We start from the raw sequence: 23,159 nt of genomic DNA on the forward strand, positions 1-23,159 counted from the left end.
ATGGCCGGCTATCTTCTGAAGAACTGCGCGGCTGTGATCGTCGATGAGGGCAAGGGGCCGGTCGCCCGTCGCAATGTCGACCTCCTGACCAACGGGCCGGCGATCGTGGCCATCGGCGAAAATCTGGCCGCGGACGCGCTGCCTGCCGGCACGACTGTTCAGGATGCTGCCGGCTGGTTCGTCTATCCCGGCCTCGTCAACACCCATCATCATTTTTTCCAATGCTTCGTGCGCAACCGCGCCGATCTCGACTGGACGAAGCTTTCGGTCATCGAGTGGCTCGATCGCATCTACCCGATCTTTTCGCAGCTCAACGAGGCATGTTTTTACCACTCCTCGGTCACGGCGATGGCCGAGATGATCAAGCATGGCTGCACCACGGCTTTCGACCATCAGTATAATTTCCCCCGGCATGCCGGAAAGCGGCTGATCGACCGGCAGTTCGAGGCGGCCGAACTGCTCGGCATGCGTTTCCACGCCGGCCGCGGCGGCAATACCCTGCCGAAGTCGGAGGGCTCGACCATTCCCGACGAGATGCTGGAAACGACCGACGAATTCATCGCCGACTGCGCCCGGCTGATCGACATCTATCACGATACTGGCCCCTTCAGCATGCGCCAGGTCGTGGTCGCGCCCTGCCAGCCGGTCAATTGCTATCGTGAGACCTTCGTGGAATCGGTGGCACTGACGCGCGATCGCGGCGTCATGATGCACACGCATGTCGGTGAGGGCGAAAGCCCGGTCATTCAAGCGCGGCATGGCATGCGCACCGTCGACTATCTCGAAGAACTCGGTTTTGCCGGACCCGACGCCTTCTATGCCCATTGCTGGGAACTGACCCACGACGAATTGAGGACGATGGCTGCCAGCGGCACTGGTGTCGCGCATTGCCCGGAACCGGTCTATCTGGTCGGCGCCGAGGTTACCGACATTCCCGCCATGGCGGCTTTCGGCCTGCGCATCGGCCTCGGCTGCGACGGCGCTGCCTCCAACGACAATTCCAACCTGATGCACTGCCTGCACTCCGCCTACATGCTGCAGTGCCTCGTCTCCTCCAGCCGCGCCCATCCCGTGCCGCCGCCGGCCGATTTCCTCGGTTATGGCACGACCGGCGGCGCCAGCCTGCTCGGCCGGCGCGATATCGGCCGGCTCGCCCCCGGTATGGCCGCCGACCTGTTTGCGATCGACACCCGACGCATGGATTATGTCGGCACGCGGCACGATCCGCTGAGCCTGATTGCCCGTGTCGGCATCAGCATGGCGACAGATTTGACCATGATCAATGGCCGCATCGTCTGGCAGAAGGGCGAGTTTCCCGGGCTTGACGAAGCCAAGCTGGCTGCCGACGCCGAGGCGGCGCTATCCGCCGTGGAATTTTAGAAAACCAAAGAGGGAACTGAGAACATGACAAGACTGACCCGCAGAAACCTGATGACGGCCGCTGCCGCCACCGGCCTTGCCGGCGTGCTCGGCAGCCGCATGGCTTTTTCCGCTGACGCGCCGCTCGGCATCACGCTCGTCGTCCCCTCGCCGATTGGCGACGTCGGCTGGGGGCACGCGCTGGCCGCCGGTCTCGAGCCGATCAAGGCCGCTTACGGTGACAAGGTGAAGGTCACCGTGCTTGAGAATATCGCGGAAGGCCCGGATGCCGATCGCATCATGACCAAGACCGTTGCCGATGGAAACAAGTTCCTGATCGCCGGCTCCTTCGGCTATCAGAACGGTGCGCTGCAGATCGCCCGCCGCGATCCGAGCGTCACGGTTCTGCATGCCTCCGGTTTCCAGGTGGCTCCGAACTTCTCGCCGTTCGCCGCCAAATATTTCCAGGGCACCTATCTGCTCGGCATGGCAGCAGCAGCGCTCAGCAAGACGGGCAAGCTCGGCTCCGTCTCGGCCTTTGCGATCCCTGAGCTCATCACCTCCATCAATGCCTTCACGCTCGGCGCCCAGGCAGTGAAGCCGGATATCGAAGTCTCGGTCGTCTGGGTCAATTCCTGGTTCGACCCGGCCAAGGAGCAGGAGGCGGCCAAGGCACTGATCGCGCAGAAATGCGACGTGATCTTCTCCAACGCCCAGGACACGCCATCCGTCATCTCGGCTTGCGAAGAAGCCGGCGTCTACGCCTTCAACCTCAATTCGTCGATGAAGAAATATGCGCCGAAAACCTATCTCGGCTGCGTCTCGACCGATTGGTCGCCGTTCTTCAAGGCTTCGGTCGATGCCCATCTCGCCGGTACGTTCAAGGGGGCCAATGCGTTCCTCGGCGTCGCCGACAAGGTCGTCGAGGTGGTCGACTGGAGCGCCGATATTCCGGCCGACGTGATGGCCAAGATCAAGGCGATCGAGGCAAAGATCGCCGATGGCAGCTTCTCGCCCTTCACCGGGCCGATCGCCAAAGCCGACGGCAGTGAAGGTGTCGCATCGGGCGCCACCATGGCCGACCCCGAGATCATCGCCATGAATTGGCACGTCAAGGGCGTGTCGACGCCGCTGCCGAAATAACGCATGACCGCTCCCCTCCTGTCGCTGCGCGGCATTTCGAAAAGCTACGGCCAGATCCACGCCAATCAGGCGATCGATCTGGACGTGGCTCCGCAATCGATCCATGCGATCCTCGGCGAAAACGGTGCGGGAAAATCGACGCTGATGAAGCTGATCTACGGCGTCGAGCAACCGGATGACGGGGACGTCATTTGGCAAGGAAAACCCCTGCGCCTCGCCTACCCCGCGGAAGCGAGGCGCAACGGCATCGGCATGGTCTTCCAGCACTTTTCGCTGTTCGAGACCCTGACCGTCCTGGAGAATATTCGGCTGGTCGTGCCGGGTGGGAAGGCCGACCTTAAAGAACGCATCCGCACACTCGGCCGGGAATTCGGCCTCGAAGTCGATCCGCTTGCCCATGTGCATTCGCTGTCTGTCGGTGAACGGCAACGGGTGGAGATCATCCGAAGCCTGATGGCCAATCCGAAGCTGCTGATCCTTGACGAACCCACTTCCGTCCTGCCGCCGCAGCTGGTGGAGAAGCTGTTCGACACGCTGCGTCGTCTGCGCGACGGCGGCGTTTCCATCCTGCTGATTTCCCACAAGCTCGAGGAAATCCGGGCGATCTGCGACCGGGCGACGATCCTGCGCGGCGGACGCGTGACCGGGCACGTCGACCCCCGTGAACATGATGCCCATGACCTTGCCGGCATGATGATCGGCCGCGATATGCCAACGCCCATCCCGGCGCTGCCGCGGTCGGGTGGGGAAAAGCGGCTGGAGGTCATCGGGCTGGATTACCGGCCCGACGATCCCTTTGCGGTGCCGCTCTCCGGCATCAGCCTCGAAGTGCGTGCCGGCGAAATTCTCGGCATTGCCGGCATTTCGGGCAACGGCCAGAGCGAGCTTGCCGCGTTGATTTCAGGCGAGACGGTGCTGGGGCGCGAACAGCGCGACCGGATCTATATGCTGGGAACGGATGTCGGCAGGCTCGATGCCGCCGCGCGGCGGAGGCTCGGATTTGCCTTCGTGCCGGAAGACCGGCTCGGACGCGGCGCCGTCCCCGAAATGTCGCTCGTCCTCAACAGCCTGCTGACGGCCCATCCGCTCAAGCTTTTGCGGAGTGGTCTCATCGACAGGACGCGGGCGGTGGCCTTCACCAGCGATTGCATCCACCAATACGATGTCCGCACGCCCGGCCCGGATGCGGAAGCCGGCACTTTGTCCGGCGGCAATCTGCAGAAGTTCATTGTCGGTCGCGAAATCATGCTGTCGCCGAAATTGCTCTTCGTGGCGCAGCCGACCTGGGGTGTCGATATCGGCGCCGCATCCGCCATCCGCAGCCGCCTGATCGCATTGCGCAACCAGGGCATGGCGATCCTCGTCATTTCCGAGGAGCTCGAAGAGCTGTTCGAACTCTGCGATTCCATCCACGTGATGTACCACGGCAGGCTCAGCCCGCCGCTCGCCACCCGGGACACGAAACCCGAGCAGATCGGCCGATATATGATCGGAGCACAAACCTCGCCCGAGAAAGTCCATTCATGAGTGCCTGGTCTCCTGCTTTCCTCCCCACGCTCGTGCGCCGGGAGCGCGCCTCGCTTGCCGCGGCCTTCCTTGCGCCGGTTATCGCACTCGGGGGGGCGATCGTTCTCAACCTTGGCCTTTACATTTTGATGGGCCGCGACCCCGTCGCGGTGGTCTATGCGCTGCTTTTCGAGCCCTTCCTCTCCTGGGCGTCATTTTCGGAAGTGCTTTTGAAGACCGGCCCGCTTCTCCTCATCGCTCAGGGACTGGCGATCGGCTTCCGCGCCAAGGTCTTCAATATCGGCGCTGAAGGCCAGTTCATTCTCGGCGCGATCTTCGCCTCTGCCATTCCCGTCTGGTTTCCGCAGGCGACGGGCCAGTGGATCTGGCCGGCGATGCTGCTGCTCGGCGCGCTCGGCGGCGCCTTCTGGGCTTCGTTCACCGCCTTCTGGCGCGTGCGTCTCAATGCCAACGAGATCCTCGTTTCGCTGATGCTGAGCCTCGTTGCGGTGCAACTGCTGAACTATCTGCTGCTCGGCCCCTGGAAGGATCCGAACGGCTTCAACTTCCCGCAGTCGGTGATGTTCCAATATGATGCGATGATCCCGACCCTGATTTCCGGCACCCGCCTCAACGTCTCGTTCCTCATCACGCTTGTCTTGTCCTTCGCGGCCTGGATCTTCATGCAGAAGAGCTTCATCGGCTACAAGCTGCAGGTCGGCGGTCTGGCGCCGCGGGCTGCCGGTTATGCCGGCTTCAGGGAGGGTTGGGCAATCTGGCTGTCGCTGCTGATCGGCGGCTTTGCCGCCGGTCTTGCAGGGGCAGCCGAAGTCGCCGGTCCGCTCGGCCAGCTGCAGCGTTCGATTTCGAGCGGCTACGGCTATGCGGCGATCATCGTCGCCTATCTCGGCGGCCTGCACCCGCTCGGCATCATTGTCTCGGCGCTTGTTATGGCGGTCATCTATATCGGCGGCGACAATGCCATGGTCTCGGCCAACCTGCCGATCGCCGCCGTTCGGGTTTTCCAGGGCAGCCTGCTGCTTGCCTATCTCGTTGCCATCGCCTTCGTGCGCTACCGTCTCGAATGGCCCCGCACCGCCCATCGGAGCCATTCATGAACGCCATCGAGTTCATTCTGGCCGGCATGCTTGCGGCGGCGACACCCTTTCTTCTCGCAGCGCTCGGCGAACTGGTGGCAGAGCGCGCCGGCGTCCTCAACCTCGGGGTCGAGGGATTGATGGCCCTCGGCGCCGTGCTTGCCTTCATCGTCGTCTACCACGGCGGCGGACATCTTCTCGGCTTTGTCGTCGCGGGGCTGGGCAGTGCAGCCCTGTCCCTGCTCTTTGCCTTCGTCACGCTCGGGTTCCGGGCAAATCAGGTGGCGGCAGGCCTTGCCATCGGCATTTTCGGCCAGGGCCTCTCCGCCCTTTTCGGCAAGACCTACGAAAGCCTGACGGTCAAAGGACTGCCGAAACTCGCCCTTCCCTGGCTTTCGGAATTGCCTGTTATCGGCGGCCTGTTCGTCCAGGATGTCGTCGTGTGGATTTCGCTCGCCGCCACCCTCGCTCTCTGGGCGATGTTTGCCTATACCAAGCTCGGTCTCATCGTCCGTGCCGTCGGTGAGAACCCAAAGGCCGCCCATGCCATCGGCTATTCGGTGATATCGGTCCGCGTCCTTGCCATCGCCTTCGGCGGCGCGATGGCCGGTTTCGCCGGCGCCTACGCGGCGGTGGTCTACACACCGCTCTGGGCCGATGGAATGATCGCGGGGCGCGGCTGGATCGCCATCGCTCTCGTCGTCTTCGGAACTTGGCTCACCGGCCGCATCTTCCTCGGCGCCTGCCTTTTCGGGGCGGTCTCGCTGGTCGGCCTTGCCGCCCAGGCAACCGGGCTCGACGTTCCCTCGCAGCTGCTGTCGAGCCTGCCCTATCTCGTCGCCATCATCGTGCTCGGCATCATCTCCGCCGATCGCCGCCTGCTGAAACTGAACGGCGTCGCCTCGCTCGGCGAACCATTCGAGCGATAAGGACGCGCGGCGCTGCGACGCGGCGAAGAAGCCCGTGGTCAGCCGCGAACACGCTTCTTGCGTCCCTGCGGTTCAAATTGGACGAGAAGCGATTTGAGTTCGATCTCGCGAACGCGGCGTGCCGCTTCGTCGGGGCTGACCCATTCGAGAATGCGCTGGTCCCGCTCCTTGAAATCGCTGCTGATATCAGTGACTTCAATCTGAAACATGTCGACAATACAGGGGCCCACGTCGCCATTGTCGAGTTCTTTCAGATAGGTATAGCGACCGACCGGTTTTTTCTTCACGGTCCCGCGCACACCGGCCTCCTCCCAGGCCTCGATCGCTGCTGCTTCGAAAGGCTTTTTCCCTTTCATCGGCCACCCCTTCGGAATGACCCAGCGTCCACTGTCGCGCGATGTGATCACCAGGATCTCGATCGCGGATCCGGCATTGCCGTGGCGGAAGCAGACAGCGCCGTACTGTTGACGGAATGCACCGGCGAACAGCATTTCAGGAACAGCAGCGAGCTGCCGTAGCAGTGGCTGGGACTTGTCCGGTCGAGGCTTCCTGCTTTTTCTGCTCGGTGTCATAACGAATGAATTACCGAATTTGTTTGCCGCTTCAATTGCCTGGGCGTCTTTATGACAGATTTATGACAATCGGCCGCATGAGGAAAGGTTCCCAGGCGTGGTGAGCAGGCTAAGCCCTCGACAGTCGCTCTTCGATCAAGTTTAACGCTCCGGCCCGGATTCCAAAGCGCGTCGGATCAAACGTGATTCATGCGCCGCGCTTTGATCCCTTTTGTTTTAGGCATGTCGCCCGGAACAGTTGCACTCTTCCGGAGGACATGCACTGAGGATCCAAGCAGGATGCCAATTCATGAACTTGCCGCGTTCGGAGCCGCAATGCTCCCAAATCCTGGTTCGAACATGGTAGGCTGCGCGCCGGTGCCTAAGTGGTCGAGCCTGATTTGAAGGCACAGCCGATTATCGCGCCTTGAACGTTTACCCCGAGAGCGGGCGAAATCGCGCGCTTTTCAACGTTGGCGAGGATAAAGTCATGGAATTGAACGACGCAACATTGTTCCGACAGGCCGCATTGGTCGGCGGCCATTGGATCGAGGCGGGGGACAATGGGATTGCGGTCGACAACCCGGCGACCGGCGAGATCATCGGCCGCGTTCCCAATCTGGGCGCAGCCGAAACCAAGGCGGCGATTTCCGCAGCCGAGATTGCGCAAAAGGAATGGGCGGCCCGCACCGCCAAGGATCGCTCGGTGATCCTCAGGCGCTGGTTCCAGCTGATGATGGACAATCAGGACGATCTCGGCCGCATCCTGACGTCAGAACAGGGCAAGCCACTTGCCGAAGCCAAGGGCGAGATCGCCTATGGCGCGAGCTTCATCGAATGGTTTGCCGAGGAAGCAAGGCGTGTCTATGGCGACATCGTTCCCGGCCACCAGAAGGACAAGCGCATCCTTGTCATGAAGCAGCCGATCGGCGTCGTTGCCGCCATCACCCCCTGGAATTTCCCCAATGCGATGATCACCCGCAAGGCGGGACCGGCCTTTGCCGCCGGCTGCGCCATGGTGCTGAAACCGGCCTCGCAGACGCCGTTTTCGGCGATCGCCATCGCCATTCTTGCCGAACGCGCCGGTTTCCCGAAGGGACTCTTCAGCGTATTGACCGGTTCGGCGCGCGCCATCGGCGGTGAAATGACCGCAAGCCCGGTGGTGCGCAAGCTGACCTTCACCGGCTCGACCGAAGTCGGCGCCGAGCTTTACCGGCAGAGTGCGCCGACGATCAAGAAGCTCGGGCTGGAACTCGGCGGCAATGCCCCCTTCATCGTCTTCGACGATGCCGATCTCGATGCGGCCGTCGAAGGGGCGCTGATCGCCAAATTCCGCAACAACGGCCAGACCTGCGTCTGCGCCAATCGGCTCTATGTGCAGGACGGCGTCTATGATGCCTTCGCCGAGAAACTTTCGAAGGCTGTCGGGGCGCTGAAGACCGGCAACGGCTTCGACGAGGGCATCAATCTCGGCCCGCTGATCGACGAATCGGCACTTGCCAAGGTCGAGGAACATGTCGCCGATGCGCTTTCCAAGGGTGGGCGCGTCGTTGCCGGCGGCCAGCGGCACCCACTCGGCGGACGCTTCTACGAGGCGACCGTTCTGGCGGACGTCACCCCTGCCATGGCCGTGGCCAAGGAAGAGACGTTCGGGCCGGTGGCGCCGCTCTTCCGCTTCAAGGACGAAGCTGATGTGATCATCCAGGCCAACGACACCGAGTTCGGCCTTGCCTCCTATTTTTACGCCAAGGATCTCGCCCGGGTCTTCCGGGTGGCCGAAGCACTGGAATACGGCATGGTCGGCGTCAACACCGGGCTGATCTCGACGGCCGAAGCGCCTTTCGGCGGCGTCAAGCTCTCCGGCCTCGGCCGCGAAGGCTCGAAATACGGCATCGAGGAATTCACCGAAATCAAATATGTCTGCCTCGGCGGCATCGCCTGAGGTCAAGAGAAGGCCCGAGAAAAAGCATCGGATTGCCGTCGAGGGCGGCGTCATCGACCTGTCGGCTCGCCACGGCGCAAGCTGGGCGAGCCTTCGCGACTCGGCGGCGGCCGCGCCGTTCGGCCAGACCAGATCGACATGCGTTGGATGGGCGCGATCGTCAGCCGCAATGCCGAGGTCGAGGAGAGGGACCGATGTGAAAGTCTACTGATCCTTTCAGCCGCCAGGCCCGCTTCTTTCCGAGGCGATCTGCAGGTCTTCCCGGAACGCCCGATCAGCGCTGCCCTGCTGTTGATTACCGCCGGTATGCTGATAACTTTGATATTTCCTGTCCATTCGGAAGGGTCGCAAGGAAGCATTCGAAGCAGGTGAAGTTTGAAGCTGTGGGGAGGCACAGTCCACAGCGGTGGATGCAATGGCGTTCATGCCCTCTCCCAGAAGATAAATTAAGTCTCTAATCCAACGGAGCAAGCCCATGAAAGTAAGCAGCGTCGACTCCCGTCGGTTGACCCGGCTGGCGCAGGCTATGCTATGCCTCGATGACTTCGAGCCAAAGGCAAAACGGCATCTGCCAAAGCCTCTCTACGGCTATATTGCCGGTGGAAGCGAAACCAACGCGTCGCTGCGAAAAAATGTCGAAGCCTTTCAGACTTATGCGTTGCGCCCGCGGATTCTCCAGGACGTATCGACGCGAAGCACGGAAACCACCTTATTCGGTCGGACTTATGCCGCACCCTTCGGTATCGCCCCAATGGGAATCAGCGCGCTCATGGCCTATCGCGGCGACATTGTTCTTGCCGCTGGCGCAGCGCAGTGCGGGATTCCGATGATCATGAGCGGATCCTCGCTCATTCGGCTCGAAGAGGTTATTGCCGCCGCGCCCGCGACCTGGTTCCAAGCCTACCTGCCCGGAGAGCCCGAACGCATCGATGCGTTGGTGGACCGCGTTGCTGCGGCAGGCTTTACCACCTTGTTGCTTACCGTCGATACGGCCGTTCTCTCGAACCGGGAAAACAATATCCGGGCTGGCTTCTCGACGCCTTTGCGGCCCAGTCTCGCTTTGGCATGGCAGGGTGTGACGCACCCGCAATGGACCATCGGGACGTTTTTGCGCACGATCGCGCGCCACGGCATCCCGCATTTTGAAAATTCCTACGCAACCAGAGGCGCACCGATCATCGCCTCCAACGTCATGCGTGACTTTGGCCGAAGAGACCATCTGAACTGGAGCCATCTCGAGCGCATCCGCAACCGTTGGAGCGGCAAGCTGATCGTCAAGGGCATTCTTCATCCGGACGATGCAGCGCGTGCTGCTGAGACAGGGGCTGACGGGGTGATCGTCTCCAATCACGGTGGCCGACAGCTCGATGGCGCCATCACTCCCCTGATGGCGCTTCCCGAAATCGTGGAACGTCTGGGCGACAGGATCCCGATCATGATCGATGGCGGCTTCCGCCGCGGAACTGACGTTATCAAGGCCTTGGCGCTGGGGGCACGTTTCGTGTTTGTCGGGCGGCCGTTTCTCTATGCGGCTGCTGTAGCCGGTCTGCCTGGCGTATTGAGGGCGGCAGGCATCCTGAAGGCTGAGATCCATAGCAACATGGCCCTGCTTGGCGTTACCACAATCGAGCAAGTTTCAAGCGGCCACCTCGTCCGGACTTGACGATCGCATCGTGAGCGGGGAGTGCGGCGGTGGCGAAACGGCTGTTTCAGCCAAAGCTCCGCAAAAACGCTTCGGTCTCCATGAGTTCGAGCTGCACGGAGAAGCGGTCGTGCAGGAGTTCCAGCGAGGCGTCATAGGTGTCGTCGGCGCTGCTGCAGACGGCGTCTTTCAGCACGATGACACGATAGCCGAGATCGATGGCACCAAGCGTGGTGGCAAGCACGCAGACATCGGTTTCACCGCCGGTGATCACCAGAGTATCGACCCGCTCCGACTGAAGGGTCTGATGAAGCCGTCCGTCGATCCAGGGGGAATAGGTGCGCTTGTCGAAGCGCCTTGCCGGCGGAACCAGCGACGCCAGCGACGAGGCCACATCGACGAGGTCGCGCGGAAGGTGCTCGCCGGTCATCATCCACCATTTCCGGTAATAATCACGCCATTTGCCCGGCATCTCGTCGGCGTGCTCGGGTGGCAGGAAGCGGGTGAAGATCGTTCGGGATGGGTGCCGGCCGGCGAGTTCCTCGATCTGCGGAGCGACCCGCGCCATCCAGGGAACGTGCCAGGGCGTGTCTTCGGCAAACATCCGCTGCATGTCGACGCAGAGGTGCCGCCACTCGCCGATCTCGCCCATCATATCCTCCATTCGGTCTTCGGGCGTCAACCGCCGTCCGCGGCGAAAGTTCCCGTGACCCATGGAGGATCGGAAGCCTTCAGGCGACGGCGCCGGAAATGGGCGTCAGCAATCCGGCAGCGCTCTCGGCTTCTCGGAAACAATCGAGTTCGCGTAGCGGAACTGGTTTGGAGAAGAAATAGCCTTGGAGGTCGGTGCAGCCGAGGGCGGCGAGGAAGTCGCGTTGATATTCGGTCTCAACCCCTTCCGCCGTCGTCGAGATACCGAGGTTGCGGCTGAGCGCGACGATGGCGCCGATGATCGCTGCCCCGTTGGCTTTTGTGCCGAGGAGCGAGACGAACGAACGATCGATCTTAATGCGGTCGATGTCGAAGCGCATCAGGTGGCTGAGGCATGAAAAGCCGGTTCCGAAATCATCGAGCGAAATCTGAATACCCTGGCTGCGCAGCGACTGTAGCACCGAATAGACGTCCGAGTTGTCCTCGATGAGCGAGGACTCGGTAAGCTCGAGCTCGAGCCGGGATGGCGGCAAGCCGCTCTCTTCAAGCACGGCGAAGACTTCCTCAGCAAAATTCGGCCGTCTCAGCTGAGCGGGAGACACGTTAACGGCAACAAACGTATGCTCAGGCCATTTGCAGGCGGTTCGGCAGGCTTCGCGCAGCACCCAGAAACCGAGAGCGTCGATAAGGCCGCCTTCCTCGGCGACAGGGATGAAGCTGGCTGGCGTCAACAGGCCGCGCTGGCTGTGACGCCAGCGCACGAGGGCCTCCGCACCCGAGGCGGGGTATCCTCCTTCGGCTCGGTGCACCGTCTGGTAATAGACCTCAAGCGATCCGAAGTCCGGCTTGGTTGCAATGGGATCCGACTGTAGGCCAGGGGTTGAAGACGTGCCTTTGGCCAGAACTTCGCGCAATTCGTTCTTGAGAATGTCGCGCGCGTTCCTGCCGCCGTCCATGGACGGCGAATAGAGCCGCCATTGACCTCTCCCGCCCATCTTTGCCTCGTAGAGCGCGACGTCGGCGTAGCGCATGACGTCGTCGGCATTCCGGCCGGCGTCCGGCACTACGGTCACGCCGATCGAGCCGCCGACGCGGGCGACCGCCTCGCCGCGCAAAAGCGGGAAGGGCTTGCCAAGTTCGGCAACGATCGCTTCGCATATCGCCGGCAAAACTAGATCTTGATCTTTGATGTCCCGCAGAAGCAGGGCAAATTCATCCCCTCCGAGCCGGGCAAGCGTGTCGCCTGGACGCAATATCGAGCGGATCCGCTCCGCAGCCATCTTGATGAGTTCATCGCCGGCTGCGTGGCCGAACGTGTCGTTGACGGCTTTAAAGCGGTCGAGGTCGAGAAGCGCAACGGCCGAGCGCTCGGTGGAATTCCGCGTCTCGGCCAGGCACTCTTCGAACCGCATCGCGAACAAGGCGCGGTTGGGAAGGTCGGTCAGCACATCATGCAAGGCAAGCTGCCGTGCATGCAGCTCGCTTTTCTTCAACTTGCCGAGACTGCTTCTGAGGCGCACCAGCAGAACCGAAAACAGGACTGCGATCACCAGGGCCGCGATCGACAGGGCCGGCATCAAACGGCCGATGACCCTTGAACCCGGAAGATCAGGCCGCCAGACGATGAAGCCGATCGGTTCACCGTTTGCCGTCGCGTCGATCTGAAATGCAACCTCGTTCTCGTCGGCATCGGCGGTGCGCGCGAAGCGTGCGCCGTTGAGCCCCTGTTGCCGGCTCAATTCGTCGAGTGCCGCACCATCGATAAACCGAACGACGATCAGGGATTGCCGCATTGGCTGTTGCCGTCCCTGACCGACATCGTTGATGGCGACGACGCCGACGATCGTCGGACGACCTTCGAGCCGCATCAGATTGGCCAACGCAGGGTTGGAGCCGGCGACGCTTGCAAGGCGGCTTTCCATCGAGGACGGCGTTCGTTCGGACGCCGCCCCTTGTGTGACCCCCAGGCGAGCATCCTGGAGGAGAGGCAAAAACAGAGGCTTCATCCAGCGATAACGCTTTTCCGTCTGGGCGTCCGCCAGCATGAGCAGTTGGGCCTTCTCGTCGACGACGAAAGCCTGGTCGTAGCCGAAGGCGGACATTGCCGTCTGGCTGATCGCACTGCCGGCTGCCGCCGTCAGGACGGCATCGAGGCTGGAGGAGCCTCCGGTTGACCGGGCGGCGGGATAAATCCGTGTGAGGTAGCCGTTGCCGAACTGGCCGATAACATGCGCGACTTGGTCGACCTGCTCGCGCAGGCGCGCATTCACGAGCTGGCGCTGGCGATCAAGGGCGGCCGCGTCGCTCTCGGTTCCTGCCCAGAGAGCCGAAAGCACGACGAGTCCAATCGCTCCAAGCCCGCTGACGGCAATCAGAAAGAGAATTCTTCCCGAGGCGATCCAGGATTGCTGAAACGTATTGGAGCTGGAAGGAACGACGATATGCAAGCCTAGACCCCTGAACACCACAATACGGGCGCATGCGTCGACGCTAACAAAGAAGCGTTCACGTAGAATTAAAAGCTACGGCGCACTATGGGCGAGATCGAATACGGCCCAAGGAGCTCCCGACGATGCTGCGCATATCCCTTCAGACGATGTTGCGCGGAGCGCTGATGGCGGGGGGCTTGGGTATGGTCTTGGCCGCGGCCTCGCCAATCCCAGCGGCCGCGCAGGATCGCATGCCGATGCGAATTGCCGTCGAAGGCGCATTTCCGCCCTTCAACTATCTCGATGCAAACAACAAGCTTCAGGGCTTCGACATCGATATTGCCAATGCGCTTTGCGAGGTCGGCAAGTTCGAATGCCAGTTCATCATCGAGAAATGGGACGATATCATCCCCAATCTGGTTGCCGATAAATACGACGCGATCATCTCGTCCATGTCGATGAGCCTCGAGCGCCGCCAAAAGGTTGCTTTCACCGAGAAATACTACAACAGCCCCTCCGTGTTCATCGCTCGGAAGGATTCGCCGATCAGCGATGTCAGCCCCGCTGGCCTCAGCGGCAAGATACTCGGGGTGACGTCGTCGACGGCTCAGGAATCCTACGCCAACCATCTCTATCCGGAGATGAAAAAGAAGGTCTTCCGGTCTTCGCCTGAATTGTACAAGGGGTTGTCGGACGGCAGCGTCGATATCATCCTGGAGGACAAACTCGCCATCTACGACTGGATCGCCAACACCAAGGCGGGAACCTGCTGCGAGTTCAAAGGGCCGGATCTGGTCGACGTCACATATTTCGGTGAAGGCGCCGGCATCGCGGTGCGCCTGGATGACAAAGAGCGTCTGACGCGCTTGAACGAAGCGTTGAAGAGCATCAAGGCGGACGGAACCTATGACATGATCAACGCAAAATACTTCCCGTTCAGCATCGAGTAGTTTCGCCGGCAATTTCTTATGATTGCGAGTTTCAAAATGCTACGGCGCCGCGCATCTGAAAGATACGCGGCGCCGCCAGTTTGCTCGTCATTCCTCGGTGTTAGGCGGCTTTCGCGACCTCTCCATGCGGGTCGAGGACGTATTTCGTCGCCGCGCCATGGTCGAAGCTTTCATATCCAGCAGCGGCATCGTCGAGGGGGATGACCTTGGCGTTGACAATATCGGCAATCGGCAGCCGGTCGTGCAGGATCGCCTGCATGAGCTGGCGATTGTATTTCAGCACCGGCGTCTGCCCGGTGTGGAAGGACTGGGCCTTGGCCCAGCCGAGGCCGAAGCGGAGTGACAGATTGCCATGTTTGGCGGCATTGTCGACGGCGCCCGGATCCTCGGTGACGTAGAGGCCGGGAATGCCGATCGAACCTGCGGCGCGGGTGATCTCCATCATCTGGTTGAGCACGATCGCGGGCTGTTCGCCGCCCGAATGCCCTCTCGCCTCGAAGCCGACCGCGTCGATGGCGCTGTCCACCTCATTGGTGCCGACCACCTGCGCGATCATGTCGCCAAGGCGGTCGCTCTGGGACAGGTCGATCGGCTCGAAACCGACCTTCGCCGCATGCGCCAGGCGGTCCTTGTTGAAATCACCGATCATGACGACGGCCGCGCCGAGAATGCGAGCCGAAGCGGCAGCCGCAAGCCCGACCGGGCCGGCGCCGGCGACGTAGACGGTCGAGCCGACCCCGACGCCTGCCCGCACCGCCCCATGGAAGCCGGTGGGCAGAATGTCGGAAAGCATTGTGAGATCGCGGATCTTTGCCATCGCCTTGTCGCGATCCGGGATTTTGAGCAGGTTGAAATCGGCATAGGGAATGGTGACGTAGCGTGCCTGTCCGCCGATCCAGCCGCCCATGTCGACATAACCATAGGCGCCGCCGGCGCGGGCCGGGTTTACCGTCAGGCAGACGCCGGTATCCTGGGATTTGCAGCAGCGGCAACGGCCGCAGGCGACGTTGAAGGGCACCGAGACGATATCGCCGATGTCGAGCATCTCGACGTCGACGCCTTTCTCGATGATCTCGCCGGTGATTTCATGGCCGAGGACCAGACCCGGCATCGCCGTCGTGCGGCCGCGGACCATGTGCTGGTCGGAGCCGCAGATATTGGTCGAGATCACCTTCAGGATGACGCCGTGCTCGATACGGCGGCCGTCGGGCGCTTCCAGCTTCGGATCGTCGATGTCGCGAACTTCGACCTTGCCGGGCCTCAAATAAACGACGCCTCTATTCTTGCTCATGGATTCCTCCCATTCGTTGAACGCCTCGATCTGCAACCGATGCAATCGATGGCAACTTTCCGCCGGCCTGCCTCCTCTGCAGCCCGGTATTCACAACGCCACATCCGGCGATATTCGAATTTCGCAAACTGGCGGGGACAGATTGATGGAGGGGAGAGTGAAGACGATAGGTCGGGCCTGTCGTTCCGCTCGTCATCGCCGCCGCAATCCGCCGATTTGCTGCGCAAGAGCTGGTTTCCGGGCTCCAGAACCTCCTTTCGATTCATCCTGGAATCTTCGGTCGGCCTTCCAACGGTTCTGTCGCCAGTGACGAGCGCCTTGAACACCATAAGCAAACCATGCCCGGCAGAAAACAGCGCCCGAAAAAACGACATGGGTGCAACTCAAAGACGACAGTCGGAAAACTCCGATAGCATGTCGCCGGCAGGTATGAGTTGATCCCCGGAATAGGGCGGTTTTCCGGATCGGTTCAGAAGATTTGATTGCAGGCCCCGGATGAAATGGCTTGCGCGATGCAGGGTTCCTCCATCACGCTGTGACCGCATCTGTCCAACCAGGGGCAAATGCCGTTTCCAATCGTGATTGGACATCGGCTGCGACCTGAGCGACGCTATTCTTGGGAGCGGACCATCTATTTTTCTCGAGGATAGGAGGCCGAAATGGAACAGTATGCACTGGAGCAGTTGAAAACGATTGCGAAGGTCAGCACGACCTGCAAGCGCCTTGAATTGACACGGCGCGAACGGATTGAACGGTGGGCCGAAAGTCTCGAACGCAGCCCCAAGCCGTTTCTTAGGACGCTTCACGAAACAGAATATCAGCCGATCGCAGATCGTATTGCCTTGCGCGATGACGATACTCCGATCTCTGTGGCATTTGCTGATCCCATTCTGCGGGCGGCAGGAATGGAAAATGACAGCTACGGAGAAGCCATACGATTCTTCGAACTCAGTGACGGGGAATTGCACGAGCTTGTCTGCTTCTGCCATTTCGGTGAACGCGTCAGCGCGGCAACAGTCGCTCGCCGTGTGCGTAAGATGGCAGATCCCCAACCAAGCGGATTTTTCGCTCAGCTTCGTGCGTTCTTCGGCTAATCGAGGCCAAAGACCATATGACGCTGTAAAGCTGGCTCTAGCCGTCTCGTAACCGCTGGCTGCGGTTGAAGTCGATTGCCGTATGCCAGAACACGGCGCCAAGGATGATCGCGCCGCCGAAATAGGTGGCGATCGGCGGTTGCTCGGAAAACAGCAGCCAGACCCAGAAGGGCGTCAGCACGATTTCCATCGTGCCGATCAGCGCGGCCTCCGCCGGCGCCATCCGCTTTGCCCCGGCGAGGAAGAGCACGAGCGCCAGCGAAAAATTGGTGGCGCCGAAGGCGGCAAGAACGATCCAGTTGTGCAGGTCGAGCGAGCCGACCGAACCGAACGGCGCGAATATGACGAGGGTCAGAAAGGCGCTGACGACGGTCGGCGGTAGGCTCGGCACGCCGGGACTGATGCGCGGAATGATGATGACGAGTGCGAAAGAGGCAGTCATGCCGAGCGCCAGCAGGTCGCCCCAACCGGTGCCGCCGCCGATCGACGAGGCGACGATAACCGCGACGCCGCAGAACGAGACGGCGCCGGCAATCAGGGTCCGCCGGGCAACTTTTTCTTTCAGAATGATCCAGCCGAACAGGGCCGCGATGAAGGGCGTGGTCGCATAGATCATCGTCACATTGGCGACGGTGGTCATATAAAGCGATCCGATGAAGCATCCCTGACTGAAGGTCTGGCATGCGATCATCGCCAGGCCCGACGGATGGAAGACGGAACGCCATTGCCGCCGCGAAATGCCCCCTTCGAGGAAAAGGCAGGGGATCAGCAGGAACAGGCCTCCGAACAACGACCGCCAGGCGATCGCCGTCCATACGTCGGTCGTGAGCAGCCGCGAGTAAACGCCGCTGGCACTCCAGGCAAAAGTCGCGGCAACGATGAGAAGCACACCCTTCTCGTGCTCGCTGCCTGCGAGGCGCGTGGTCGGATTTTGAATGGTCACGCTGATAGTCTCAAAGAAGGAAGTCGAACGCCGCCCATTTCTGCCCCAGCAATTGACATAAGACAAACGAATAGTAGAGATAGCTCTCATCGATTTTTTCTATGGCTATCTGATGCATGAACCCATCGAGAGCGAGCTGCTGAGGACCTTCCTGGTCGTCGCCGAGACGTCGAATTTCTCCGCGGCTGCCCAGCGCATCGGACGGACGCAGTCAGCCGTCAGCACCCAGATCAAGAGACTTGAGCAGACGATCGGCGAGGCTCTCTTCGAGCGTGGCGCCCGTGGCGTTCAACTCACGCGCCCGGGCATCCAGCTTGTGCCCTATGCCCGAAGGGTCATCGATCTGCTGAACGAGGCCGCCGCGACGATCCGCAGCAAACCGCTCGATGGACCGGTACGCATCGGCATTCCCGAGGAATATAGCCAGACGGTGCTGCCGGCAGCCCTTGCAGCTTTCGCCGTACGCCACCCGGCGGTCGAGGTCACCGTCTCCTGCGACTATACATCACGCAACCTCGCCGCCCTGGAGCGGGACGAGCTCGATCTGGCCGTCGTTTTCGACTGGAGCGACGAGACGAAAGGCGAAGTCATTTGCATTGATCCCACCGTCTGGGTCACATCGTTGGTCCATCGGCTGCACGATCTCGATCCGCTTCCCATCGCCACCTATCGCAACTCCACCTGGTCCCGCGACTTTGCGCTCCGGTCGCTGGAGCAGATCGGCCGCAATTACCGGATCGCCTTCATCGCCGATACGGGTTCGGGACTGAAAAATGCGCTGATCGCCGGCCTTGCCGTCACCACGCTTTCCCGCAGCAGCATCCCTCCCGGCTGCCGGGAGCTGACTGCCGAAGACGGTTTCCCGCCGGTTGATTCGTCGAAGGTCGTGCTCCGACGCAGCACCTACCGTTCCACCGAAGCCATCCGCGAGCTTGCCGAAATGATCCGGGAGGCGTTCCAGCCTACGTCGGCGGCGCCGATGGCATGATGCGCCGGCGCAAGCGGTGCCTCGTCTGCGATGGGCTCTCAGAGAAACTCGCCCGGTAGCTTCTGGCAAAGGCCGAGGCCGAATTGAAGCCGGTTGCCGCCGCGATGTCGGCGAAAGATGCTGTCGTCTCGATCACCTTGCGGCGCGCCGTGTTTAGACGCAGCGCCAGATAATGCACATGGGGCGGCGCGCCGATGCTCTGCTGGAAGAGATCCTGCAGATGCCGGGCGCTGACGCCTATCCTGCGGGCGAGTCGCGTCAAAACCAGCGGTTGCTCGATATGTTCTTCCATCAGTCGCACTGCCTGCGTCACGCGGGGGTCCTGCATGCGCAGGCCCGCCGAAGCTGCGAAAAGCGGTTCGTCCACATGGAAGGAAGGCTGCTCGTAGCGGAACAGCCGGCTGACCTCGAGTGCCAGCGAATAACCCTGCCGCTGCCGGATCACCTCAAGCATCAGGTCGACAGTCGGCAGCGAACCTGAGGTCGTCAGCCGCTTGCCGTCGACGACGAAACGATCCCTGACGGCCTGCACCTCAGGATAAGCCGTGGCAAAGTCCTCGTAATCCTCCCAATGGACGGTCGCCGGCTGCCCGTCGAGCAGGCTTGCTTCGGCCAGCAGCCAGGTGCCGGACTCGATACCGGCGATCATCGTGCGGTAGCGGGCAGCCTGCGAGAGCTGCATCTTCAGCGCCGGCGTCGCGCTTTTCCGCCAGTTGTAACTGGCCAGCACGAAAAGCGGCGTCTCCTCACTCGTCACCCGGAAGGTTCCGTCGGCCGGAATGGCGATATGGCTGGTGGTCGGGATCGGCGCCCCGTCCGGCGTCAGCAGCCGCCATCGATAGAGCTCGCTGCCGGCGATGCGGTTGGCGCCGCGCAGCGGCTCGATGACCGAGGCGACCAGGATAAGGTTTGTCTCCGGCAGGACGAGAAGGTCGATATCAAGCCGTTCCGTTGATCGCTGCAGCAAAGTCGCCTCCCGCTTGTTCCGATAATGTATCAATAGCTTCCGAGAATGCAAAGCATCTCCGCCCATCCTGCCGCGTAATGCTTGATAAGACGGGAGAACAAAAACATGCCTCTTGCGATGAACCGCGATGTCTTCATCACCTGCGCCGTCACCGGCGCCGGCGACACGGTTTCCAGATCCAGCCACGTTCCCATCACTCCCAAGCAGATCGCGGATTCCGCGATCGACGCCGCCAAGGCTGGGGCGGCCGTTGTTCACTGCCATGTCCGCGATCCGGAAACGGGGACCGCCAGCCGCCGCAACGATCTCTACAGGGAGGTCACGGACCGCATCCGTTCGGCAGATGTCGACGTCGTCCTCAATCTAACAGCCGGCATGGGCGGAGACCTGATCTTCGGCGATGTCGAAAGCCCACTTCCCCTCAATCCAAAAGGCACGGATATGGCAGGCGCTACCGAACGCGTCAGCCATGTTGCCGAATGCCTGCCCGAGATCTGCACGCTCGACTGCGGTACGATGAATTTCAACCTCGGCGACTATGTCATGACCAACACGCCGGCCATGCTGCGGGCGATGGCAAGCAAGATGACGGCTCTTGGTGTGCGGCCGGAGATCGAGGCCTTCGACACCGGCCATCTGTGGTTCGCCAGGCAGCTTGCCGAAGAGGGCCTGATCGAAGACCCGGTGCTGATTCAGCTCTGCATGGGCATTCCCTGGGGCGCGCCGGACGATCTCAATACCTTCATGGCGATGGTCAACAACGTGCCCGAGAGCTGGACCTTCTCGGCTTTTTCGATCGGCCGCAACGCCATGGCCTATCCGGCGGCGGCGGTTCTGGCCGGCGGCAACGTGCGGGTCGGCCTCGAGGACAATCTCTTTGTCGGCAAAGGCCAGCTCGCCACCAATGCGCAGCTCGTCGAAAAGGCCGCGCAGGTGATCGAAGGCATGGGCGCGCGCATCATCGGACCGGAAGATGTGCGCAAGAAGCTGAAGCTGACGAAACGCTGAGGATATCATGACCAAGATCAGCAAGGCGGCCTGTATCGGTGGCGGCGTCATCGGCGGCGGATGGATCGCCCGCTTTCTGCTGGCCGGCATCGACGTCGATGTGTTCGATCCGCATCCGGAAGCCGGCCGCATCGTCGGCGAAGTGATCGCCAATGCCGAAAAAGCCTATGCCATGCTGACCGGCGCACCGCTGCCGCCGCAGGGCAGGCTCCGTTTCTGCGCGACATTGCAGGAAGCCGTTGCCGATGCCGACTGGATCCAGGAAAGCGTGCCGGAAAGGCTCGACCTCAAGCGCGGCGTGCTGACCGAGATCGACGCCGCGGCGCGTCCGGACGCGCTGATCGGCTCGTCCACATCGGGCCTGTTGCCGACCGATCTGCAGCGCGACATGAGACACCCCGAACGGCTCTTCGTCGCCCATCCCTATAATCCCGTCTACCTGCTGCCGCTCGTCGAAATCGTCGGCGGTGCAAAAACCTCGGCTGCGACCATCCAGTCGGCGATGGAGAGACTGCCGCCGATCGGCATGAAGGGCGTCCACATCGCCAAGGAGATCGAGGCCTTCGTCGGCGACCGGCTGCTCGAAGCGCTCTGGCGCGAGGCCCTCTGGCTCATCCATGATGATATTTGCACCGTCGAGACGCTCGACGACGTCATCCGTTATTCCTTCGGCCTTCGCTGGGCGCAAATGGGCTTGTTCCAGACCTATCGCATCGCCGGCGGCGAGGCCGGCATGCGCCACTTCCTCGCCCAGTTCGGTCCCTGCCTCGCCTGGCCCTGGACCAAGCTCACCGATGTCGTCGATCTCGACGATGCGCTGATCGAAAAGATCGGCCGGCAATCCGACGAACAGGCGGCCGGCCTGTCGATCCGCGAGCTCGAACGCATTCGCGACGAAAACCTCGTCGGCATCCTGCAGGCGCTGAAGGGCGGCGATGGCGGCAAAGGCTGGGGCGCCGGCAAGCTGTTGAAGGATTTCGAGCAATCACTTTGGGCAGACGGCGGCGCGACCGCCTCACTCGACCCGTCGAAGCCGCTGAGGCTGGTCGAAACCAAGGTCAGCCCCGCCTGGGTGGATTACAACGGCCATATGACCGAACACCGCTATCTGCAGGTGTTCGGCGATACCTCCGATGCGTTGCTTCGCCTGATCGGCGTCGATCTCGCCTATGTCGAGGCGGGGCAGAGCTATTATACGGTGGAAAGCCATATCCGCCATCTCGGCGAAGCCAAACTCGGGCAGGCGATCCATTCCACCTGCCAGGTCCTCGCCGCTGACGAGAAACGGCTGCATCTCTTCCATACACTGCAAGACACGGCGACGGGCGCGGTGATCGCAACTGCTGAACAGATGCTGCTGCATGTCGACAGCAAGGCGGGCAAGTCCGTGCCGGCGCCGGCCGCTGTGCTCGATAAAATCAAGGCGATCGTCGTGGCTCATTCGGATTTGGCGCTGCCGGAAGGTGCCGGCCGTTCCGTCGGCCAGAGGCGGTAGGAGGAGCGACATGGATTTCGGGCTCAGCCAGGAACAGGAAATGATCGTCGATACGGTTCGCGCCTTCGTCGAAACCGAAATCTATCCGCATGAGAACGAGGTCGAGCGCACCGGCATGGTTCCGCCGGAACTCGGGCGCGAGATCCAGCGCAAATGCATCGAGCTCGGCTTCTATGCCTGCAATTTTCCGGAGGAACTCGGCGGGGCCGGCCTCGATCATGTCACCTTCACGCTGGTCGAGCGGGAGCTCGGACGCGGGTCCCTCGGGCTGACGGTTTTCTTCGGCCGGCCCTCCGGCATCCTGATGGCCTGCGAGGGCGAGCAGCGCGAACGTTATCTGCTGCCGGCGGTGCGCGGCGAGAAAATCGATGCGCTCGCCATCACCGAGCCGGATGCCGGTTCCGATATGCGCGGTATGAAATGCGCTGCTCGCCGCGACGGCGGCGACTTCGTGCTGAACGGCACGAAGCATTTCATCTCGCATGCCGACGTCGCCGATTTCGTCACCGTATTTGCCGCGACGGGCGAGGAGGAAACGCCGAAAGGCATCAAGAAGAAGATCACCGCCTTTCTCGTCGATCGCGGCACGCCCGGCTTTCAAATCCTCAAAGGCTACGAGTCCGTTTCGCATCGCGGCTACCACAACTCAACGCTCAGCTTCGAAGATTGCCGCATTCCGCAAGCCCAGGTGCTGGGCGAGGTGCATCGCGGCTTCGATATCGCCAATCAATGGCTTTACGGCACCCGGCTGACGGTTGCCGCCACCTGTGTCGGCCGGGCGCGGCGCGTCTTCGAGATGGCCCTGCCCTATGCCGCCGAACGCAAGCAGTTCGGCAGGCCGATCGGCGCCAATCAGGGCGTGTCGTTCAAGCTCGCCGACATGATCACCGAGATCGACGCGGCCGACTGGCTGACGCTTGCTGCCGCCTGGCAGGTCGATGCCGGCCGTCCCGCGGACCGGCAGATCGCCTCCGCCAAGCTCTACGCCTCCGAAATGCTCGCCCGCGTTACCGACGAGGCGATCCAGATCTTTGGTGGCATGGGTCTCATGGACGACCTGCCGCTTGCCCGCTTCTGGCGCGACGCCCGTGTCGAGCGCATCTGGGACGGCACCTCCGAGATTCAGCGGCACATCATCAGCCGCGATCTGCTCCGGCCCTTGGGAGCATGAGCC

The 23,159-nt window shown here is 61.8% G+C and carries 20 protein-coding genes and 1 pseudogene; 14 read left to right on the plus strand and 7 right to left on the minus strand.

Features of this window, described 5'->3' with window-relative positions:
- From ATY29_RS18215 to ATY29_RS18235, 5 genes are read left to right on the plus strand one after another with little or no spacing between them, the layout of a single operon-like run.
- Positions 1-1,380: an amidohydrolase gene (locus ATY29_RS18215; protein ID WP_097532940.1), complete on the plus strand. Its 1,380-nt coding sequence runs from the start codon at positions 1-3 to the stop codon at positions 1,378-1,380.
- Positions 1,381-1,404: 24 nt separating this feature from the next.
- On the plus strand, positions 1,405-2,502 hold the full coding sequence (locus ATY29_RS18220) for a BMP family ABC transporter substrate-binding protein (RefSeq protein WP_003572332.1): 1,098 nt from the start codon (positions 1,405-1,407) through the stop codon (positions 2,500-2,502).
- Positions 2,503-2,505: 3 nt separating this feature from the next.
- The gene (locus tag ATY29_RS18225) at positions 2,506-4,029 is read left to right on the plus strand and encodes an ABC transporter ATP-binding protein (RefSeq protein WP_097532941.1); all 1,524 of its coding nucleotides are present in this window, start codon (positions 2,506-2,508) and stop codon (positions 4,027-4,029) included.
- Positions 4,026-5,126, plus strand: a complete 1,101-nt coding sequence (locus tag ATY29_RS18230; protein ID WP_003572328.1) for an ABC transporter permease — start codon at positions 4,026-4,028, stop codon at positions 5,124-5,126. The genes ATY29_RS18225 and ATY29_RS18230 overlap by 4 nt, the downstream gene beginning before the upstream one ends.
- Positions 5,123-6,034 carry an ABC transporter permease gene (locus ATY29_RS18235; RefSeq protein WP_097532942.1) on the plus strand — a complete coding sequence of 304 codons (912 nt, stop codon included), beginning with the start codon at positions 5,123-5,125 and terminating at the stop codon, positions 6,032-6,034. The genes ATY29_RS18230 and ATY29_RS18235 overlap by 4 nt, the downstream gene beginning before the upstream one ends.
- Before the next feature lie 38 nt (positions 6,035-6,072).
- On the opposite strand, the gene ATY29_RS18240 is transcribed toward ATY29_RS18235, so the two are convergent.
- Complete coding sequence (locus ATY29_RS18240; protein ID WP_097532943.1) at positions 6,073-6,606, minus strand: NUDIX hydrolase; 534 nt, start codon at positions 6,604-6,606, stop codon at positions 6,073-6,075.
- Positions 6,607-7,075: 469 nt separating this feature from the next.
- On the opposite strand from ATY29_RS18240, the gene gabD reads away from it, so the two are divergent.
- Together gabD and ATY29_RS37775 are read left to right on the plus strand one after the other, a co-directional pair.
- On the plus strand, positions 7,076-8,527 hold the full coding sequence (gene gabD, locus ATY29_RS18245) for an NADP-dependent succinate-semialdehyde dehydrogenase (RefSeq protein WP_097532944.1): 1,452 nt from the start codon (positions 7,076-7,078) through the stop codon (positions 8,525-8,527).
- Between the two features lie 105 nt (positions 8,528-8,632).
- A pseudogene (locus ATY29_RS37775) lies at positions 8,633-8,713 on the plus strand (2-oxo-hepta-3-ene-1,7-dioic acid hydratase); the annotation flags it as partial.
- A gap of 30 nt (positions 8,714-8,743) precedes the next feature.
- On the opposite strand, the gene ATY29_RS36425 reads toward ATY29_RS37775, so the two are convergent.
- Positions 8,744-8,953 (minus strand): hypothetical protein, encoded by a 210-nt coding sequence (locus ATY29_RS36425; RefSeq protein WP_133118157.1) that lies wholly within the window; start codon positions 8,951-8,953, stop codon positions 8,744-8,746.
- A 49-nt stretch (positions 8,954-9,002) separates the two neighbouring features.
- Here ATY29_RS36425 and ATY29_RS18255 point away from each other — a divergent pair, with 49 nt between their 5' ends.
- Positions 9,003-10,190: an alpha-hydroxy acid oxidase gene (locus ATY29_RS18255; RefSeq protein WP_097532946.1), complete on the plus strand. Its 1,188-nt coding sequence runs from the start codon at positions 9,003-9,005 to the stop codon at positions 10,188-10,190.
- 46 nt (positions 10,191-10,236) lie between these two features.
- Here ATY29_RS18255 and ATY29_RS18260 read toward each other — a convergent pair whose 3' ends face one another.
- The gene (locus ATY29_RS18260; RefSeq protein WP_003572318.1) at positions 10,237-10,821 is read right to left on the minus strand and encodes a cysteine hydrolase family protein; all 585 of its coding nucleotides are present in this window, start codon (positions 10,819-10,821) and stop codon (positions 10,237-10,239) included.
- Positions 10,822-10,900: 79 nt separating this feature from the next.
- Positions 10,901-13,267, minus strand: a complete 2,367-nt coding sequence (locus ATY29_RS18265) for a putative bifunctional diguanylate cyclase/phosphodiesterase (protein ID WP_097532947.1) — start codon at positions 13,265-13,267, stop codon at positions 10,901-10,903.
- 125 nt (positions 13,268-13,392) lie between these two features.
- Between ATY29_RS18265 and ATY29_RS18270 the strand changes: the two genes are divergently transcribed.
- Positions 13,393-14,199: an ABC transporter substrate-binding protein gene (locus tag ATY29_RS18270; RefSeq protein WP_003572314.1), complete on the plus strand. Its 807-nt coding sequence runs from the start codon at positions 13,393-13,395 to the stop codon at positions 14,197-14,199.
- Positions 14,200-14,299: 100 nt separating this feature from the next.
- Here the strand turns inward: ATY29_RS18270 and fdhA are convergent, their stop codons facing one another.
- Positions 14,300-15,490 (minus strand): formaldehyde dehydrogenase, glutathione-independent, encoded by a 1,191-nt coding sequence (fdhA, locus tag ATY29_RS18275; RefSeq protein ID WP_003572311.1) that lies wholly within the window; start codon positions 15,488-15,490, stop codon positions 14,300-14,302.
- A 659-nt stretch (positions 15,491-16,149) separates the two neighbouring features.
- Between fdhA and ATY29_RS18280 the strand changes: the two genes are divergently transcribed.
- Positions 16,150-16,584, plus strand: coding sequence for a hypothetical protein (locus tag ATY29_RS18280; RefSeq protein ID WP_003572309.1), 435 nt, complete (start codon positions 16,150-16,152; stop codon positions 16,582-16,584).
- Positions 16,585-16,621: 37 nt separating this feature from the next.
- Here ATY29_RS18280 and ATY29_RS18285 read toward each other — a convergent pair whose 3' ends face one another.
- Entirely contained in the window at positions 16,622-17,527 is a 906-nt protein-coding gene (locus tag ATY29_RS18285) for a DMT family transporter (RefSeq protein WP_003572308.1), read from the minus strand.
- A 112-nt stretch (positions 17,528-17,639) separates the two neighbouring features.
- On the opposite strand from ATY29_RS18285, the gene ATY29_RS18290 reads away from it, so the two are divergent.
- The gene (locus tag ATY29_RS18290) at positions 17,640-18,515 is read left to right on the plus strand and encodes a LysR substrate-binding domain-containing protein (RefSeq protein ID WP_003572306.1); all 876 of its coding nucleotides are present in this window, start codon (positions 17,640-17,642) and stop codon (positions 18,513-18,515) included.
- Here ATY29_RS18290 and ATY29_RS18295 read toward each other — a convergent pair.
- Positions 18,490-19,482, minus strand: a complete 993-nt coding sequence (locus tag ATY29_RS18295) for a GlxA family transcriptional regulator (protein ID WP_003572303.1) — start codon at positions 19,480-19,482, stop codon at positions 18,490-18,492. The two genes, ATY29_RS18290 and ATY29_RS18295, sit on opposite strands and share 26 nt — an antisense overlap.
- A gap of 105 nt (positions 19,483-19,587) precedes the next feature.
- Here ATY29_RS18295 and bcoG point away from each other — a divergent pair, with 105 nt between their 5' ends.
- The 3 genes from bcoG to ATY29_RS18310 are packed head-to-tail and all read left to right on the plus strand — an operon-like array spanning position 19,588 to position 23,156.
- Positions 19,588-20,490, plus strand: coding sequence for a 3-dehydrocarnitine:acetyl-CoA trimethylamine transferase BcoG (gene bcoG / locus ATY29_RS18300; RefSeq protein ID WP_025417857.1), 903 nt, complete (start codon positions 19,588-19,590; stop codon positions 20,488-20,490).
- A gap of 7 nt (positions 20,491-20,497) precedes the next feature.
- Positions 20,498-21,985 (plus strand): carnitine 3-dehydrogenase, encoded by a 1,488-nt coding sequence (locus ATY29_RS18305; protein WP_097532948.1) that lies wholly within the window; start codon positions 20,498-20,500, stop codon positions 21,983-21,985.
- A gap of 10 nt (positions 21,986-21,995) precedes the next feature.
- Positions 21,996-23,156 (plus strand): acyl-CoA dehydrogenase family protein, encoded by a 1,161-nt coding sequence (locus ATY29_RS18310; protein WP_097532949.1) that lies wholly within the window; start codon positions 21,996-21,998, stop codon positions 23,154-23,156.
- Positions 23,157-23,159: the final 3 nt, after the last annotated feature.

The sequence above is a fragment of the Rhizobium hidalgonense genome (assembly GCF_002914525.1).
In the GTDB taxonomy this organism is placed as follows: domain Bacteria; phylum Pseudomonadota; class Alphaproteobacteria; order Rhizobiales; family Rhizobiaceae; genus Rhizobium; species Rhizobium hidalgonense.

What these genes read in the sequence shown, in the direction of transcription:
- ATY29_RS18280 (WP_003572309.1), top strand. Translation starts at nt 16,150, where the DNA reads ATGGAACAGTATGCACTGGAGCAGTTGAAAACGATTGCGAAGGTCAGC.
- ATY29_RS18290 (WP_003572306.1), top strand. Translation starts at nt 17,640, where the DNA reads ATGCATGAACCCATCGAGAGCGAGCTGCTGAGGACCTTCCTGGTCGTC.
- ATY29_RS18225 (WP_097532941.1), top strand. Translation starts at nt 2,506, where the DNA reads ATGACCGCTCCCCTCCTGTCGCTGCGCGGCATTTCGAAAAGCTACGGC.
- ATY29_RS18260 (WP_003572318.1), bottom strand. Translation starts at nt 10,821, where the DNA reads ATGGGCGAGATCGGCGAGTGGCGGCACCTCTGCGTCGACATGCAGCGG.
- ATY29_RS18240 (WP_097532943.1), bottom strand. Translation starts at nt 6,606, where the DNA reads ATGACACCGAGCAGAAAAAGCAGGAAGCCTCGACCGGACAAGTCCCAG.
- ATY29_RS18235 (WP_097532942.1), top strand. Translation starts at nt 5,123, where the DNA reads ATGAACGCCATCGAGTTCATTCTGGCCGGCATGCTTGCGGCGGCGACA.
- ATY29_RS18305 (WP_097532948.1), top strand. Translation starts at nt 20,498, where the DNA reads ATGACCAAGATCAGCAAGGCGGCCTGTATCGGTGGCGGCGTCATCGGC.
- ATY29_RS18220 (WP_003572332.1), top strand. Translation starts at nt 1,405, where the DNA reads ATGACAAGACTGACCCGCAGAAACCTGATGACGGCCGCTGCCGCCACC.
- ATY29_RS36425 (WP_133118157.1), bottom strand. Translation starts at nt 8,953, where the DNA reads ATGAACGCCATTGCATCCACCGCTGTGGACTGTGCCTCCCCACAGCTT.
- bcoG (WP_025417857.1), top strand. Translation starts at nt 19,588, where the DNA reads ATGCCTCTTGCGATGAACCGCGATGTCTTCATCACCTGCGCCGTCACC.
- fdhA (WP_003572311.1), bottom strand. Translation starts at nt 15,490, where the DNA reads ATGAGCAAGAATAGAGGCGTCGTTTATTTGAGGCCCGGCAAGGTCGAA.
- ATY29_RS18255 (WP_097532946.1), top strand. Translation starts at nt 9,003, where the DNA reads ATGAAAGTAAGCAGCGTCGACTCCCGTCGGTTGACCCGGCTGGCGCAG.
- ATY29_RS18230 (WP_003572328.1), top strand. Translation starts at nt 4,026, where the DNA reads ATGAGTGCCTGGTCTCCTGCTTTCCTCCCCACGCTCGTGCGCCGGGAG.
- ATY29_RS18215 (WP_097532940.1), top strand. Translation starts at nt 1, where the DNA reads ATGGCCGGCTATCTTCTGAAGAACTGCGCGGCTGTGATCGTCGATGAG.
- ATY29_RS18270 (WP_003572314.1), top strand. Translation starts at nt 13,393, where the DNA reads ATGCTGCGCATATCCCTTCAGACGATGTTGCGCGGAGCGCTGATGGCG.
- gabD (WP_097532944.1), top strand. Translation starts at nt 7,076, where the DNA reads ATGGAATTGAACGACGCAACATTGTTCCGACAGGCCGCATTGGTCGGC.
- ATY29_RS18310 (WP_097532949.1), top strand. Translation starts at nt 21,996, where the DNA reads ATGGATTTCGGGCTCAGCCAGGAACAGGAAATGATCGTCGATACGGTT.